The organism is Pandoraea faecigallinarum (genome assembly GCF_001029105.3).
GTDB lineage: Bacteria > Pseudomonadota > Gammaproteobacteria > Burkholderiales > Burkholderiaceae > Pandoraea > Pandoraea faecigallinarum.
On sequence record NZ_CP011807.3, the window covers coordinates 2,838,419 to 2,855,588 of the forward strand.

At 63.4% G+C, this 17,170-nt stretch carries 14 protein-coding genes; 8 read left to right on the forward strand and 6 right to left on the reverse strand.

Translation table 11 applies throughout. The annotated features are described in order from the left end of the window. Positions 1–21: 21 nt before the first annotated feature. From clpX to tig, 3 genes are all read right to left on the reverse strand, one after another. Positions 22–1,302 carry an ATP-dependent Clp protease ATP-binding subunit ClpX gene (gene clpX, locus AB870_RS12395; protein ID WP_047904955.1) on the reverse strand — a complete coding sequence of 427 codons (1,281 nt, stop codon included), beginning with the start codon at positions 1,300–1,302 and terminating at the stop codon, positions 22–24. Between the two features lie 235 nt (positions 1,303–1,537). Beyond that, a complete protein-coding gene (gene clpP / locus AB870_RS12400; protein WP_047908139.1) occupies positions 1,538–2,191 on the reverse strand; it encodes an ATP-dependent Clp endopeptidase proteolytic subunit ClpP in 654 nt (217 codons plus the stop codon). Between the two features lie 126 nt (positions 2,192–2,317). Beyond that, positions 2,318–3,658, reverse strand: a complete 1,341-nt coding sequence (gene tig, locus AB870_RS12405) for a trigger factor (RefSeq protein WP_047904956.1) — start codon at positions 3,656–3,658, stop codon at positions 2,318–2,320. A 417-nt stretch (positions 3,659–4,075) separates the two neighbouring features. Between tig and AB870_RS12410 the strand changes: the two genes are divergently transcribed. From AB870_RS12410 to AB870_RS12440, 7 genes are all read left to right on the forward strand, one after another. Next, positions 4,076–4,930 carry a TetR/AcrR family transcriptional regulator gene (locus AB870_RS12410; RefSeq protein WP_047904957.1) on the forward strand — a complete coding sequence of 285 codons (855 nt, stop codon included), beginning with the start codon at positions 4,076–4,078 and terminating at the stop codon, positions 4,928–4,930. Between the two features lie 392 nt (positions 4,931–5,322). Continuing rightward, entirely contained in the window at positions 5,323–7,824 is a 2,502-nt protein-coding gene (locus tag AB870_RS12415) for an acyl-CoA dehydrogenase (protein WP_047908140.1), read from the forward strand. A gap of 82 nt (positions 7,825–7,906) precedes the next feature. Next, entirely contained in the window at positions 7,907–9,340 is a 1,434-nt protein-coding gene (locus tag AB870_RS12420; RefSeq protein WP_047904958.1) for a 3-oxoacyl-ACP reductase, read from the forward strand. A gap of 2 nt (positions 9,341–9,342) precedes the next feature. Beyond that, positions 9,343–10,365 (forward strand): MaoC family dehydratase, encoded by a 1,023-nt coding sequence (locus tag AB870_RS12425; protein WP_053059344.1) that lies wholly within the window; start codon positions 9,343–9,345, stop codon positions 10,363–10,365. Beyond that, positions 10,362–11,681, forward strand: a complete 1,320-nt coding sequence (locus AB870_RS12430; RefSeq protein WP_047904959.1) for an acetyl-CoA C-acetyltransferase — start codon at positions 10,362–10,364, stop codon at positions 11,679–11,681. The genes AB870_RS12425 and AB870_RS12430 overlap by 4 nt, the downstream gene beginning before the upstream one ends. A 44-nt stretch (positions 11,682–11,725) precedes the next feature. Beyond that, positions 11,726–13,447: an AMP-binding protein gene (locus AB870_RS12435; protein ID WP_047904960.1), complete on the forward strand. Its 1,722-nt coding sequence runs from the start codon at positions 11,726–11,728 to the stop codon at positions 13,445–13,447. 4 nt (positions 13,448–13,451) lie between these two features. After that, positions 13,452–14,534, forward strand: a complete 1,083-nt coding sequence (locus AB870_RS12440; protein ID WP_237169930.1) for a DUF1571 domain-containing protein — start codon at positions 13,452–13,454, stop codon at positions 14,532–14,534. A 147-nt stretch (positions 14,535–14,681) separates the two neighbouring features. Here AB870_RS12440 and minE read toward each other — a convergent pair whose 3' ends face one another. Genes minE through minC form a run of 3 tightly spaced genes read right to left on the reverse strand, consistent with a single transcriptional unit; the run spans position 14,682 to position 16,557 of the window. Next, positions 14,682–14,936 (reverse strand): cell division topological specificity factor MinE, encoded by a 255-nt coding sequence (gene minE / locus AB870_RS12445; RefSeq protein ID WP_010808102.1) that lies wholly within the window; start codon positions 14,934–14,936, stop codon positions 14,682–14,684. A gap of 9 nt (positions 14,937–14,945) precedes the next feature. After that, positions 14,946–15,761, reverse strand: a complete 816-nt coding sequence (gene minD, locus AB870_RS12450) for a septum site-determining protein MinD (RefSeq protein ID WP_047904962.1) — start codon at positions 15,759–15,761, stop codon at positions 14,946–14,948. Between the two features lie 43 nt (positions 15,762–15,804). Then, complete coding sequence (gene minC, locus AB870_RS12455; protein ID WP_047904963.1) at positions 15,805–16,557, reverse strand: septum site-determining protein MinC; 753 nt, start codon at positions 16,555–16,557, stop codon at positions 15,805–15,807. Between the two features lie 349 nt (positions 16,558–16,906). Between minC and AB870_RS12460 the strand changes: the two genes are divergently transcribed. Then, on the forward strand, positions 16,907–17,095 hold the full coding sequence (locus tag AB870_RS12460) for a hypothetical protein (RefSeq protein ID WP_047904964.1): 189 nt from the start codon (positions 16,907–16,909) through the stop codon (positions 17,093–17,095). Positions 17,096–17,170 lie beyond the last annotated feature (75 nt).

Sequence of the window (17,170 nt, forward strand, 5' to 3'; positions counted from 1 at the left end):
GTATAGCCCTAAGTTGACCGTTCAATTGGAACCGGCAACCTTGGGCGACTCCTGATAGATCAAAAGCGGCTTTCCGTCGCCGCTGATCGCGTTTTCGTCCAGGATCACCTTGGTCACGCCCTTGAGCGACGGCAGCTCGTACATCACTTCCAGCAGCGCTTGTTCGATGATCGAACGCAAACCGCGAGCCCCGGTCTTGCGCTTGATGGCCTTGCGCGCCACCGCGTGCATGGCCGCCGGGCGAATTTCCAGTTCCACGCCTTCCATCGAGAACAGGCGCTGATATTGCTTGACCAGCGCGTTCTTCGGTTCGATCAGAATCGTCACCAGTGCGTCTTCGTCAAGCTTGCCCAACGTAGCAACCACCGGCAGACGACCGATCAGTTCCGGAATCAGACCGAACTTGATCAGATCTTCCGGCTCGACGTCGCGCAGCAGTTCACCCGCATCACGCTCTTCACCGGTCTTGACGGTCGCGCCGAAACCAATCCCCGTCTTTTCGGTACGGTTCATGATGATCTTTTCGAGACCGTCGAACGCGCCGCCGCAGATGAAGAGAATGTTGGTCGTATCGACCTGGATGAAGTCCTGATTCGGATGCTTGCGCCCGCCCTGCGGCGGTACCGACGCCATTGTGCCTTCGACCAGCTTGAGCAGCGCCTGCTGCACACCTTCGCCCGACACATCGCGCGTAATCGACGGGTTGTCCGACTTGCGGCTGATCTTGTCGATCTCGTCGATGTAGACGATACCCTTCTGCGCCTGCTCGATCTCGTAATTACAGTTTTGCAGAAGCTTCTGAATGATGTTCTCGACGTCCTCCCCCACATAACCGGCCTCGGTCAGGGTGGTGGCGTCGGCAATCACGAACGGCACATTGAGCAAACGCGCAAGCGTTTGCGCGAGCAGTGTCTTGCCCGAACCGGTCGGCCCGATCAGCAGGATGTTGCTCTTGGAGAGTTCGACCTCGTCGCGCTTGTCGCCGAGGTGCTTCAATCGCTTGTAATGGTTGTAGACCGCCACCGCCAGAATCTTCTTGGCGCGGTCCTGACCGATCACGTACTGATCGAGACTCTCACGGATTTCCTGCGGGGACGGCAGATCGGACTTGGCGCCGCTGCCGCTCTCGTCCTCGGCCGCTGCGGCCTCGTCGCGAATAATCTCGTTGCACAGATCAATGCACTCGTCGCAAATGAACACGGACGGACCTGCGATGAGCTTCTTGACCTCGTGCTGGCTCTTTCCGCAGAAGGAGCAGTAGAGCAGCTTTTCGCCGTTGGAAGTGCTTTTTTTATCCACCATATCTGTGTCAGCCTGCTAGCAATTTGCGCCCCGGTCGTCCCCCGCCGGGGCGGCAAACGCGGCATACGTGAATCCCATTGTAACGCCATGCTGTACGAGCGTGTGGCCCACTCGCGACAGCCATAAATTCCCTTTTACGACAAAGACTTGGCGCGATCACCCTGCTTCCCGAAACGAAAACGCCTGGTGTCGCGCCAACGATTTTGCCGTCAGACGCCCCGAATTCGAGACCGAATCAGGGACGCTTTTCGAGCACGCGATCGATCAACCCGTACTCGACGGCATCAGCCGCCGACTTGAAGTTGTCACGATCGGTGTCGCGCGCGATCACTTCGAGCGACTGGCCCGTGTTCTCCGCCAGCAGACGATTCAACCGGTCCTTGAGCAAAAGGATTTCCCTGGCGTGAATCTCGATGTCCGATGCCTGACCCCGCGCGCCGCCCAGCGGCTGGTGAATCATGATGCGCGCGTTCGGCAAAGCGAAACGCTTGCCCTTCTCGCCCGCGGCGAGCAGGAATGCGCCCATGCTGGCAGCCATGCCCAGGCACAGCGTCGAGACCGGCGGCTTGATGAATTTCATCGTGTCGTAGATCGCCAGGCCCGCCGAGACGGAACCGCCCGGCGAGTTGATGTACATCGAGATTTCCTTATCCGGATTTTCGCTCTCGAGGAACAGCAATTGGGCGACGACGAGGTTGGCGCTCTGGTCGTTGACCTCGCCAACCAGGAAAATGATGCGCTCCTTCAGGAGACGCGAATAAATGTCGTAAGCGCGCTCCCCACGACCACTTTGCTCGACGACCATCGGCACGAGGCCGAGGCCTTGCGTGTCGAGAGCGGAGTTGTGCGTCTGGGAGGCGAGTTGGGCGAGCAATTCGGAACGGGTAATCATATCGGTTCGACCCTTCTATCGAGATGGTTTTGCGCGCCGCAAGGTGGAGGCCCGAAGGCCATTTGGAAAAGAACCGCCACGGCCTTGCGGCCGCGGCGGTTCAGTCGGTCGTGTCGCAGTCGATCAGCCTTGCGTATTGCCGGCCAGTTCTTCGAAGCTGACCTGCTTGTCGGTCACCTTGGCCTTGCCCAGGACGAACTCGACAACGTTGTTCTCGACGACGAAACCTTCCATTTCCGCCATGCGCTGCTGATCGCCATAGTACCAGCGGACGACTTCTTGCGGGTCTTCGTAGCTCTTCGCAAACTCCTCGACTTCGGCCTTGATCTGCTCCGGCTTCGCTTGCAGGTCGTTCTGCTTGACCAGCTCAGCCAGAATCAGGCCCAGCTTCACGCGACGCTCGGCTTGTTCCTTGAACATTTCAGCCGGGATCGGCACGTTGCCGGCGTTCGGCACGCCACGCTGCGCGAGGTCCTGACGCGCCATCGCGACCAGGCGCTCCTGATCCTGAGCGATCAGCGCGTTCGGCACGTCCAGTTCCGAGACCGAGATCAAAGCGTTCATGACCTGATCCTTGAGGAGCGCCTGCGTGCGGCGCTTCACTTCGCGCGACAGGTTTTCCTTGATGTCGGCGCGCATCTTTTCGATGCTACCGTCGGCGATGCCGAGCGACTTGGCGAACTCTGCATCGACTTCCGGCAGGTGGGCCCACTCGACCTTCTTGAGCGTGACGGTGAACGTGGCGGTCTTACCCGCGACTTCCTTGCCATGGTACTCGTCCGGGAACTTGAGTTCGAATTCCTTCGACTCGCCGACCTTCAGACCCAGCGTTGCCTTTTCGAATTCCGGGAGCATACGGCCTTCGCCCAGCACGAACACGAAGTCTTCGGCGCTGCCGCCCGCAAACGCTTCGCCGTCGATCTTGCCGACGAAGTCGACGGTCACGCGGTCGCCGTCCTTGGCTTCGACCGAGCCGCCGTCGCCATGGGCGCCGGCTTCGCCGCGCACGTGGTAGTGCACGCGCTGCTTGCGCAGGATGTCGATGGTACGGTCGATCTCGGCTTCCGAGACCTCCGTCGTGGTGCGGCTGACTTCAGCCGTGCTCAGATCGCCGATCTTCACTTCCGGATAGACTTCGAACGTGGCGTCGAACGCATATTCGGTCTCAGCGGCGTCAGCCTTCGGGGCGAAGCTCGGCTGGCCGGCAACGCGCAGATCCTGTTCCTTGCTCACTTCGAAGAATTGCTGGCCGACCTTGTCGCTGACGACTTCGGCTTCGACCTGACCACCGTACTGCTGGGTGACCATCTTCAGCGGCACCTTGCCCGGACGGAAGCCCGGCATGCGAACCGTCTTCGACAGTCGCTGAATGCGCGTCGCGACTTCTTTTTCGACGTCCTGCTTGAGCAGGGTGATGGTAAAGCGACGCTCGAGCTTGCCGAGGTTTTCAACAGCGATAGTCATGAGGATATTCGTCCATCCAGAGGGTCGTTCTGTGTTGCGGTGAGGGAGTGCCGCAAGCGAACCCTGTCAGTTAATCAACCTTGGGCCGGTACCGACGATGCGACGCCGGCTTCCCTCCGCACCCGACAAATCGGGTTAGCGCCAAAACGGTCTTGCACACAAAGCGGAACATTTTAGCAAACTATTGTCCGGCACCGAGACTTTCCGGCGCGAACGCACCGAAATCAGACCTCTCCACCCCTGCGCCGGTTCAACCCGCCGCATTCACCGCGCCCTCGGACGCAACCCCCATGAAGGCCGCGCCCCGCTTCGCGAAACCGCGCTTTAGAGGGCAACGTCCACAAAAATACCTTGGGGCACCCCCGCTTACCGCCTAGCATTCAATCGAACGTTTGAATGAAACAGCGGTTCTTTGCGATGGCGTGGCCGTTCGCCACGTCTCACTGGAGGTTCGTCGTGAATCCTCGCGTCTCGGCCGGCCGCCAAGCCGGCGACACCAAACTGCGCATTCTCGATGCCGCAGAAGAGTTGTTCATCGAATTCGGCTATGAGGCAATGTCCCTGCGGCAAATCACGTCGCGCGCAGAGGTCAACCTGGCCGCCGTCAACTATCACTTCGGCAGCAAGGAGACATTGCTCCAGGCCATGCTCTCGCGCCGGCTCGACCGGCTCAACGACGAGCGTCTGGCGCTGCTCACCCGTGCCGAATCGGCCTGGCCGGCACCGCAACTGACCTGCGAGCACGTGCTGGGCGCCATGTTCATCCCGGCGCTCGCCATCTCCCACCACCGCGACATCGGCGGACCGGCGTTCCTGCGCCTGCTCGGGCGCGTCTATGCCGATCCGTCCCCTTTTATCCGCGACTATCTGCAACAGCACTACGCGCCCGTCTTCGAGCGGTTCTTCGAAGCCTTTGCGCGCGCCCTTCCCGAGTTGCCGCGCCAGGAACTTGGCTGGCGCCTTCACTTTGCCCTGCAAGCGCTCTCGGGTGTCCTCGCGAGCAGCGATACCTCGCGCCTGATCGACACCTTCGCGCAAGGTCAGGCCATGGGCGACCTGCAAGTGGTGGCAAGGCTTACGGCTCTCATGGTCGCGGCGCTCAAGGCGCCGATGCCCGGCGACGCGCAACTCGCGAGTTTTGCCGCGGTATTCGCGCTGGCCAAGGACGCGGACGTCACGCCGCCGCGCGAGGCAGGCCAGGTGTCGGGCGCCCCGGCACCGCAGGCGAACGACGACGGGCCGGTGGGTGGCCGGTCGCTCGCCAGCGCCTGAGGCCGGCAAGTCCTCGCCTCGGCAGGAGCCGTACCTGGGCTCGACGTACGCGGCACGCCCATGCCGTCCCGATTCGGGTGTGGCGTGCGTCGTCGGGGCACGAGGCATGGCCGCGCGGTTGCCGCGCGCTTTCGCAACTCGACGCTTTACTCGAATTTCCGGCGCACCAATACGTCGCCGAACGATCCAATAAAAACGCCATCACTGGCACGAACGGCGCACAACGCCTGCGAAAAACCGGCAGATGGCAAGTGGTTGACAGTCCCGGCGAGCCCCGGCGGCGCCGTTGTCCGGCGCAGCGTTGCGCGTTGCGCATCACGCGGCTCAGCTCCGATGACGTGCAATTTCCGTCCGATGTCGCCTGCCGGGACGCCGAACCAAGGGAGGAGAAAATGATAGCCGTATGGATTCTCGCGTTTGTCGTGGGCGTGAGCGCCCTGCTTTTGTATCGCGCGCATGCCTGGCAATGGCTGCTCGCGACCGTGCTCTGGGTCGGCGCCGGCGCCACGCTCGGACTGACCGGAACGATCGCGACTGCCGTCCTCAGTGTCGTTTTCGTGATTCCCGCCTTGATCCTCAGCATCGGCCCGCTGCGCCGCGCGTGGGTTACGGCTCCGATGCTCGTCAAGTTCCGGACCATCATGCCGGAAATGTCGGACACCGAAAAAGATGCCATCGAGGCCGGCACCGTCTGGTGGGACGCCGATCTCTTTTCCGGGCAACCCGACTGGAAGAAATTCACGGCATTGCCCGCTCCCGCGCTTTCCGCCGACGAGCAAGCCTTCATGGACAATGAGGTCGAGCACCTGTGCGACCTGTCCAACGACTGGGAAAGCACGCAGGTCTGGCAAGACCTGCCGCCCAAGGCCTGGCAGTACGCCAAGGACGCCGGCTTTCTCGGCATGATCATTCCCAAACGCTACGGCGGCCTCGAATTCTCGGCCTACGCGCACTCTCAGGTCGTGATGAAGCTCGCGTCGCGCTGCTCGGCTGCCGCCGTCTCGGTCATGGTGCCGAATTCGCTCGGTCCGGCCGAATTGCTGCTGCATTACGGCACCGAAGCGCAAAAGAACTACTATCTGCCCCGCCTTGCCAAGGGCGAAGAGATTCCGTGCTTCGCCCTCACCAGCCCTTACGCCGGTTCCGACGCCGCCGCCATTCCCGATGTCGGCATCGTATGCCGGGGCGTGCACGAGGGGCGCGAAACGCTCGGCTTTCGCGTCACGTGGAGCAAGCGCTACATCACGCTCGGCCCCGTCGCGACCGTGCTGGGCCTCGCCTTTCGCGCGCTCGATCCGGACCACCTGCTGGGTGAGGACGACGAACCCGGCATCACCTGCGCATTGATCCCCACGAAGCACCCGGGCGTCGTCATCGGCCGCCGTCACTGGCCGCTGAACGCCGTCTTCCAGAACGGTCCCAACTCGGGCAAGAACGTCTTCATCCCGCTCGACTGGGTAATCGGCGGTCAGGCGCAGGTCGGCAAGGGCTGGCGCATGCTGATGGAGTGCCTCGCCGCGGGCCGCGCGATCTCGCTGCCCTCGTCGAACGTCGGTTATTCGAAGATTGCCGTGCGCGCGACCGGCGCCTATGCGGCGGTGCGTCGCCAGTTCCGTACGCCGATCGGCAAGTTCGAGGGCGTGCAGGAAGCGCTTGCGCGCATGGCAGGCAATCTTTACGCGATGGACGCCACGCGCCGCATGGCCGCGCTCGCCGTCGATCTTGGCGAGAAGCCGTCGGTCATCTCCGCCATCGCCAAGTACCACGTGACGGAGCGCGCCCGCAAAGTGGTCAATGACGGCATGGACGTCGTCGCCGGCAAGGGCATCTGCATGGGCCCGAACAACTTCCTCGCCCGCGCGTACCAGCAGATTCCCGTGTCGATCACCGTCGAAGGCGCGAACATCATGACGCGCTGCCTGATGATCTTCGGTCAGGGTGCGATCCGCTGCCATCCTTACGTACTGAAGGAACTCGCGGCCGCACAAACGGCCGACGAAACCGCCGCCGTACGCGCCTTCGACGACGCCCTTTTCGGTCACCTGACATTCGTCACGAGCAACATCGTGCGCGGCGCGCTGCAAGGCATCACGCACGCCCGCTTTTCCTCCATCCCGTCGGGCGTGGCCCCCGAGCTGCACACTTACTACCGCGCCGTGAATCGCCTGTCGACGCTGCTGGCCATCGCGGCCGACGTTTCGATGGCTGTACTCGGCGGCTCGCTAAAGCGCCGGGAGAGCATCACGGGGCGTCTGGGGGACATCCTCTCCCAGCTATTCCTCGTGACCGCCACGCTCAAACGCTTCGAAGACGAAGGCCGTCCCGAGGCCGATCTGCCGCTCGTGCATTGGGCCGCGCAAGACGCCCTCTGGCAAGCCCGTGAAGCCTTCGAAGGGGTGCTGGCGAACTACCCGTCGCGCGGCGTGGCGTGGTGGATGCGCTGGAAGCTGACGCCGCTCGGCCTCCCCTACGCCAAGCCGTCCGATGCGTTGGCGACGCGCGTCGCGGAGATCATGCAGACGCCGGGAGATGCCCGCGAGCGTCTCATCGCCGGGAGCTACTCGCCGAGCCCCGAAGTCGACGATCTGGCGTACGGCGAGATCGTCTTCCGGATGACCCCGGAGGTCACCGCCATCGAGCAACGCCTGCGTAGCGCGGTCAAGGAGGGCCGTCTGCCCGTCATGCCCCAAAGCCTGCCCGAACTCGCCGCATGGGTCGAACACGCGGCGCAGTTGCAACTCGTGAGCAACGACGAACGCCGCCTGCTGGAGCAGTACGCCGACTATGCCGCCAGGGCCGTCGCCGTCGACGACTTCCCGGCCGACTTCGGACGCGCCGCCGACATGCGACGCGCCGAACACTACACGCCGACGGACGAAGCGCTGACACCGTAATGCCGCGCGTTCGATCGTTTGCCGACTTGCTCCGACTGACACCGACTTACCCCGAATTCCCCTTTTTCAGGATGACCGCGCCGTGACGACGTCCGACCGATACCTTGCTTTCGCCAACTCCGCCGTGGGCAGCCGACTGGCCAACGCGCTGGGCCTGCCGCGTCCGGTACCGCTGGAGCGGATGCCGGAGTACGGGGACGAGGTCGCCGAAGCGCGCCCGATGCCCGCACCGCTGGCCGTTGTCGGCGGCGCCAATGATGCGCCGCTTCTGCCGGGACTGGCCCGCGAACTGCATTGGCTGGGCGTGCCGAGTCTGGCGCATTCGCAACGGCTCGACTGGATTTCGCACGCCAACAAGGCAGGCACGATGAGCGGACGCTTCAATCCGAGCGAAGGCGTGCGCCCCAAGGCGTTGCTGTTCGACGCCAGCGCGATCGACAGCACCGGCGATCTGAGCGCGCTCTACACGTTCTTCCACGACACCGTCGCCTCGCTCGACCGATGCGCGCGTGTGCTGGTGCTGGGTCTGCCGCCCGCCATGGCCTCGACGCGCCAGGCCAGCACCGCACAACGGGCGCTCGAAGGCTTCGTGCGCTCGCTCGCGAAGGAACTCCGGCGCGGCGCGACAGCGCAGTTGCTTTACATCGCGCCCCAGGCCCGCGAAGCGTTGCACTCCACGTTGCGCTTCTTCCTTTCGCCGCGCGCCGCGTACGTCAGCGGTCAGGCCATCACGCTGCGCTCACCGGTGTTCGAGCCGCCTCCGACTCGCGATCGACGTCCGCTCGACGCACAGGTGGCCGTGGTCACCGGCGCGGCGCGCGGCATCGGCGAGGCCATCGCCACCGTGCTGGCGCGCGACGGCGCGCATGTGGTTTGCGTCGACATTCCGTCTGCGCAGGACGCCCTGAACGTCGTTGCCACGCGACTCGACGGGAGCGCGCTGCCATGCGACATCACCTCGCCCGACGCGGCTGCGACACTCCTCGCCCATCTGTCGACCCACGCCCCGCGCGGTCTGGACATTCTCGTGCACAACGCGGGCATCACGCGCGACAAGACTGTCGTACGAATGAGCGACGCGCAATGGCAAAGCGTGCTCGACATCAACGTCGGCGCACCGCAACGTCTGAATGCCGCATTGCTGGACGCCGGCGTGCTGCGCGAGGGCAGCCGGATCCTCGGCGTGGCGTCGATCAGCGGCATTGCGGGCAATCGTGGACAGACGAACTACGCCGCATCGAAAGCGGCCGTCATCGGCATGATCGAAGCGTGGTCGCCGGTGCTCGCCGAGCGTCACATCAGCATCAATGCCGTCGCGCCGGGGTTCATCGAGACAACGATGACCGCTGCGGTGCCGTTTGCAATTCGCGAAGCCGGACGCCGCATGAACTCGCTCGGCCAGGGCGGGCAGCCCGTCGATGTCGCCGAGACCATCGCCTGGCTCGCGCATCCGGCATCGGGCGCACTCACCGGACAGGTCGTGCGGGTTTGCGGCCAGAGCCTGCTGGGAGCCTGACGATGGCCAACGACCGAACCGACATCGTGCCCGTAACACAGGTAACACGCGTCACCCAGATCACCGATCTGCCCTCGCCGCTGCATCTCTATGGGCGCGCCCTGCTGTCGTCGCGCAAACCGGCCCGTGCGCAACCGATGCCGCCACTGGCCTTCGAGCGTCGCAACGTTGCGCTCGACGCCGGGCATATCGCGCGTTACGCCGGACTCTGCGGCTTTCCCGACGCGAACGGCGTGCCGCCGACATGGCCGCATCTGCTCGCCTTCCCGCTGCATATGCTGCTGATGACCGAGCGCGAATTCCCGTTCGCCATGCTTGGCATGGTGCATCTCGCGAACCGCATCCGGCAGTATGCGACGCTGGCCGCCGGAGAGCGACTGACACTGGAGGTGCGTGCCGGCCCGCTGTACGCACACGACAAAGGGCAAGCCTTTACGGTCGTGACCACGGCGCGCCGGGACGGCATCGTCGTGTGGACAGGCGAGAGCCTGTACCTCAGAACCGGCGTGCGCGGCGCGCTCGGCGCCCCTTACCGCGCCGAACTCGGCGCGAACGACACCCTGACGCAAGCCGCGACGTGGCACGTGCCCGGCGACCTCGGCCGCCAGTATGCCCGCGTCTCGGGCGACTACAACCCGATCCATCTTTGGCCGCTGACGGCGAAGCTGTTCGGCTTCCCGCGTCCGATCATCCATGGGATGTGGAGCTTTGCACGAACGCTTGCCGCGGTATTGCCCGCCATTTCGCCGAATGCTAGCGACGCGACGGAACTGGATCTCCTCGTGGAATTCAAGACACCGGTGTTGCTGCCCGGCGAGATCACGCTCTGGCGCGACGAGCGCGACAAGCGCGACAAGCGCAACGAAGCGAACGACGGAAACGAACACAGCGAGAGCGACGCAGGCGGCGAGCGCTTCGAATTACGCGACGCTGCGGGCAGCGTTCCGCATCTGCGCGGCCGCTGGCGATGCGTCGCCGCCGCGCCGCGCACCGCCCCCACTTCTTCGACTCCGGACTTCATATGAGCGCCTTCAAACCCACGGCACCCGCGCCAGCCCTGCGCCGCGTCGCGATTCTCGGCGGCAATCGCATTCCGTTTGCACGCGCGAATACGGCCTACGCCACCGCATCGAATCAGGACATGCTGACGGCGGCGATTCAGGGCCTCGTCGACCGCTTCGACCTGCATGGGCAGACGCTGGGCGAGGTCGCGGCCGGCGCCGTCCTCAAACATGCGCGCGACTTCAACCTCACGCGCGAATCCGTGCTGTCGACCACGCTCGCCGCGCAAACGCCTGCCTACGACGTTCAGCAAGCCTGCGGCACGGGTATGGAGACGGCCATTCTCACCGGCAACAAAATCGCGCTCGGTCAGATCGACGTCGCGATTGCCGGGGGTGTCGACACGGCCTCCGATGCGCCCATCGGCGTGAATGAGAAGTTGCGCAAGATCATGCTCGAAGCCAACCGCCAACGCAGCACCGGCGGCAAGCTCGGCGCGTTGGCAAAGGTGCGCCCGGGCATGTTGTTCAGCCCGGCGCTGCCGCGTAACGGCGAGCCGCGCACCGGTTTGTCGATGGGCGAGCATTGCGAGTTGATGGCCAAGCGCTGGGACATCGAACGTGCGGCTCAGGACGAACTCACGCTCGCCAGTCATGAGCATCTGGCCGAAGCTTACGAGCGCGGCTTCTTCCTCGATTTGATGACGCCCTTCCGCGGCCTGCAACGCGATAACAACCTGCGTCCCGACCTTACCCTCGAGAAGCTCGCCAGCCTCAAACCGGTGTTCGACCGCAGCGCAGCCGGCACGCTCACGGCAGGCAACTCGACACCGCTGACCGACGGCGCGTCGTGCGTGCTGCTCGCAAGCGAGGACTGGGCGAAGGCGCACGGCATGCCGGTGCTGGCCTATCTGACATACTCGCAAACGGCCGCCGTCGACTACTTCAATCCGGACGAATCGCAACGCGAAGGCCTGCTGATGGCCCCGGCCTATGCGGTGCCGCGCATGCTCGCACAGGCAGGACTCACGTTGCAGGATTTCGATTTCTACGAAATCCACGAAGCATTCGCCGCGCAGGTGCTGTGCACGTTGAAAGCCTGGGAAGACCCCGCTTACTGCCGCGACAGACTGGGACTTGGCGCACCGCTGGGCACCATCGACCGGCAACGCCTGAACGTGAATGGCAGCTCGCTCGCCTGCGGTCACCCGTTTGCGGCGACCGGTGCACGCATTCTCGCGACCCTCGCCAAACTGCTCGCGCAGCGCGGCGGCGGACGCGGCCTCATTTCCATCTGCGCGGCGGGCGGACAGGGCGTGGTCGCCATGCTCGAACGGTAAGCGCCGCGCGGCGAAAAAATCAGAACCATTCAACGGAGACAACGATGGATCAAGCCGTCCAGCACGAACGCGTGTGGCTCAACGCCTACCCTCCCGGTGTTCCCGCCGACATCGACGTGAATCGTTACACGTCGCTCGTGCAGGCCTTCGACGAATGGATCGACAAGTACCGCGAGCGCATCGCCTTCGTGAGTCTCGGCAGTGAAATCAGCTATGCCGAGGCGTCGCGCCAGGCTTACGCGTTCGCGGCATGGTTGCAGGCGCAAGGAGTGAAAAAAGGCGAGCGGGTTGCGCTCATGATGCCCAACTGCTTCCAGTACCCGATTTGCCTGTTCGGCACGCTCATCGCCGGCGCCGTGGTTGTGAACGTCAATCCGCTGTACACCGCGCGCGAACTGAAGCATCAGCTTCACGACAGCGGCGCGCAAACCATCGTCGTCTTCGAGAACTTTGCGAAGACCCTGGAGGATGCCATCGAGGGCACGCCGGTACGTCGCGTTCTTATCACGCAAATCGGCGACCTGCTCGGTCCGGGGCCGAACCTCAAGGGGCGCGCCGTCAACTTTCTCATGCGGCGGATCGCCCGTCAGGTGCCGCCTTACCATCTGCCGCAGGCAGTCGCGTTGCGCAGGGCGCTGGCCGAGGGCGCAAAGCGCAAGGTCACCCCCGTGCCGATCGCACGCGAGGACCTCGCGTTTCTCCAGTACACGGGAGGCACGACCGGCGTCGCCAAGGGCGCAATGCTCTCACACGGCAACGTGCTGGCGAACCTGTTGCAAACCGAAGCGTGGGCAGCCGGTCAGCTCGACGGCGACATCGAAGTGAATCTGTCGCTGCTGCCGATGTATCACATTCTCTCGCTTACGCTGAACTGCCTCGTCTTCATGAGCCTGGGCGGACGCAACATTCTTATCGCGAATCCGCGCGACGTAAAGAAGGTCGTCTACATCATCCGCAACGAAACGTTCACGGGCGTCACCGGCGTGAATACGCTCTTCAACGGGCTACTGGAAAACGCCGAATTCCGCGCGCGGGACTTCTCGAAGCTGAAGCTGTCGCTCGCCGGCGGCATGGCCACGCAACGCGCCATTGCCGAGCGCTGGAAACAGGTCACGGGCAAGCCGATCATCGAGGGTTACGGCCTGACCGAATGCTCGCCGATCGTCACGATGAACCCGGTCGACATCGCGCATATGGACGCCGTCGACTTCACCGGCTCCATCGGCCTGCCCGCGCCGTCGACCGACGTGCGCTTCAAGCGCGAAGACGGCACGTGGGCCGCGATCGGGGAGCCGGGCGAGTTGTGTGTGCGCGGGCCGCAGGTCATGAGCGGTTACTGGAATCGCCCGGAGGAAACGGCCCGCGCGTTCGACGCACAGGGATGGCTGCTGACCGGTGACACCGGGGTCATGGACGAGCGCGGCTACATACGGCTCATCGATCGCAAGAAGGACATGATTCTCGTGTCGGGCTTCAATGTCTATCCGAACGAGATCGAAGACGTGGTGATGCTCCATCCCGGCGTGCGTGAAGCGGCAGTCGTCGGCGTGCCCGACCCTGTGGCGGGCGAGCGCGTGAAACTCGTGGTCGTGGCGAAGGACCCTCAGTTGAGCGCCGAGGAGATCTCGGCGCACTGCCGCGAGCATCTCACCGCCTACAAGGTGCCACGCATCATCGAATTCCGTCAGGGCGAACTGCCCAAGACGACCGTTGGCAAGATTCTGCGGCGCGAGCTGCGCGATCCGGCACCGGCCTCAGGGAGATAACGACATGTCCATCCACTCCGCGGCGGCCGTGCGCCGCCACGCCCACCATCGTGCGCACCGTTCGCACCCTTGGCACCCTTGGCACCATTTGCACCCTTGGCACCCTTGGCACCCTTCGCGCCGCATCGTGACGATGCGCGCGCTGCTGCCGGGCGCCCTCGCCCTTTGCCTCGTCGCCGGCACGGTTGGTGCATCGCACGCCGTCGCGCAAAGCGCCTCGCCAACATCGGCGGGATCGGCAGTATCGACTGGACCGGCCAGTGCCGTCGCCAATCCCGCGCCCGCCCCCTCGACGGCAGGCGAATCCGATGCCGCCCGGCTCGCCGCCTTGCCCGTCGCCGCGCAAACGCAATGGCTCTCACGCGCTATCAAGAGCGGCGAACTGGCGAAGATGAGCGACGACCAGATCGTCGCGCACATGCAGGCTCTGCATCCGGACACCCTCGTGCGCTTCCTGAAGGCCGAATCCGCCGCGCTGCCCGAGTATCAATACGAACTCACGCGCCACGAACGTATCAACGATCAGTGGCAGACGACCCCGGATCGCATGCTCGTGAAAATTCGCGAGCATCCATTGCAGATTTACGCGAAGTGGCTGCCCGACGGTGCGCATGCCGGTCAGGAAATCATCTACGACGAGACACAGAAGCCCAAGGAAATGTATGGCCATCTCGGCGGCATTCTGGGCTTCACGTCGGTCTGGAGCAGCATCGACGGCACGCTTGCGCGCTCTCAGTCGAATCACACCGTGCGAGATCTGGGCTTCGCATTCATCGCGGAACAGATCGCCCACGACGCCAGGAGCTTCCGTGCGGCCGGACTCTCCGCAAAGCCGTCCAGAACATCGGTGTCCGAAGTGGGTGGCGTGCGCATGCTGGCGCTGGAGTGGGATGCCCCTGCCGGTCCGCCACAGCATTACGCCAACAAGTCGCGTGTATGGCTCGATTTGAAGACCGGTCGGCCGCGCGGCATCGAAGCGTGGGATGCATCGGGCCAGAAGATCGAAGAGATGCGTTTCGAGAAGGTGCGCAAGGCGCAGTGGACCGACGCGACGTTCGATCCGAAAAACCCGGAGTACCGGTTCTGACGCGTTACCGCGTACACGCTTCGCCGCCACTGGCATGGAGGAACGGCGAAAGCCCGCCACCCTGCAACGAGGGTGGCGGGCTTTCGCGCAGGCGGACATCGAACGGCCGGCGGCGTCTGGCCGACGCGCCCGATCTGCCGGACCCGTTCAGGTCTGCGGCAGTTCGATCTTCACTTCGAGCACTTCCAGGTTGTCCTGATGCTCGACGCTGACCTTGATGTCGTCTTGTGCGATTTTGACGTACTTGGAGATGACGGCGACCAGCTCGCGTTGCAGCGCCGGCAGATAGTCCGCCGGCGGCGACGAGCCCGCGCGTTCGTGCGCCAGAATGATTTGCAGGCGCTCCTTGGCAACGGCGGCGGTCTTTTTCTTCTCCCCCAGGAGGAAAGACAGGAAGGACATGGGCGCTCCTTACTTCGAGCCGAAAATGCGCTGCAACAGGCCCGGCTTTTGATAGTCGGTAAAGCGCATGGGTTTCTCTTCGCCCTTGAACCGGCTCACCACGTCCCGATACGCATCGGCCACGTCCGTGCCATCCAGATGGATCGCTGGCGTACCCTGGTTCGAAGCGTGGAGCACCGACTCCGACTCCGGAATCACGCCGATGAGCTTGATTCGCAGAATCTCCTGAATGTCTTCCAGCGACAGCATCTGACCGTCGTTCACGCGCTTCGGGTTGTAACGCGTAATGAGCAGATGCTCCTTGATCGGCTCGCTGCCTTCGATGGCGCGTTTCGTCTTTGACGACAGAATGCCCAGAATGCGATCCGAATCGCGCACCGACGACACTTCGGGGTTCGTCACCACGAGCGCTTCGTCGGCAAAGTGCATCGCGAGCAGTGCGCCGGACTCGATACCGGCCGGCGAATCGCACACGATGTATTCGAAGCCCATGTCGGTCAGGTCCTTGATGACCTTCTCGACGCCTGCTTGCGTGAGCGCTTCCTTGTCACGCGTTTGCGAGGCGGGCAGGATGAACAGGTTCTCGCAGGACTTGTCCTTGATGAGCGCCTGATTGAGGTTCGCTTCGCCCTGAATCACATTGATCAGGTCATATACCACGCGGCGCTCGCAACCCATGATGAGATCGAGATTGCGCAGGCCGACGTCGAAATCGATGACTGCCGTCTTGTGCCCCTGCAAGGCGAGGCCGGCGGAAAAGCTGGCGCTGGTCGTCGTCTTGCCGACGCCACCCTTGCCAGAGGTCACCACAATCACTTTTGCCATCTGTCGATGCCTTCCCAAACTTGAGGATGAAATTAGCTACGAATCATTTGAGCCCGAGGGGCTCGAAAATCAATTTGTCGTCTACCAGCCGCACCTGCACCGAGCGCCCCTGAACATCGGGCGGCAGCGCATGTTCGCCGGTCCGGTAAATCCCGGCAATGGAAATCAGCTCGGGCTCGAGGCAGGTACAGAAGATGCGCGCGTCGAGCTTGCCCTTCACGCCTGCCAGTGCCCGCCCCCGCAGCGGCGCGTAAATGTGAATATTACCTTCCGCGATCACCTCGGCCCCATAACTGACGAGATCGAGAATGATCAGATCGCCCTTCGCATAGACCTGCTGGCCCGAGCGCAACGGCTTATCGATGATGGTCGAGGGAATCGCCGACGCCTCCGACGCGGGCGGCGCGGGCGTCGCCTGGGCGGCCTCGGCGGGTGTCCCGGCCGATGCTTCGCTATCGCGGCTCGCACGGGGCGCAGGACGCTCGTGGCTGTCCAGACGCGGCAGCCCTTCCACCACCGCCCAGCCGGCCTGATCGGTGTTGGCAACAACACCGATAGGCTTCATGCGGAATTCGGCCAGCATTTCGGCCAACGCGGGCACGGCCACACGCTCGTCGCCGGCCAGACGCCGCACGTCGATGGCGACCGTGTCGCCGGCAAAAAACTCCGGGGTCGCTTCGAAACGTTGCGCCAGCTCGGTGCGCAAGGTATCCAGCTCAGGCGTCTTGACAACGAAATGCAGGGTATCCACGGCACCGCTGCGTAACTCGAAGTACGGCGTATTCTTTTGCGGCATGTCAGGTTGTTGTGCGCGAATTGCTGGCAAATTGGGCCATTCTACCGTCCTTGACCGGCAGCAAACCGCTAATAAGCAGGGCAACACCGCAAATTGCCCAAAAATTACCATTACTGCATCGCAGCAAGACGGTGCATTTTGTATACGGCACTTGCGTTGCGAAATGCTAGACGATTGACATGCCAATGTCATCAGCCAAGCCTAACCTGTGCGTGGGAAAGTCCAATAATAGAAGTGCTGCAATGCAGCATCGAAAGTACGAATTTTGTCGCGCAGGCGTCATTTTCGTGACCTATCCTTAAAGTCCCTGACGAGGGACCCCTGTGGAACCGCAAACCGGGAGACGGAGATGCTGAGTCATCATGAATTTGCCACCCTGATGCTGGTCAAGGAAGCTCCGGAGCAGGTGGAGCTGGATCGCCCGGACCTCGAATCGTTGCTCGAGAGCAAACTGATCGAGTGGGAAGAGTTGGAAGCGGGGAAGAAATCGCCGCGTCTGACCGTCCAGGGCAAGTACGTCCTTCAGGCCGTTGCCTGAGCGCCCAGCCAGTTGTTGAGGTGTCTTTAGTCGCAAAAAAGCCCGCCGGAAGGCGGGCTCAGATTGCTGACAAAC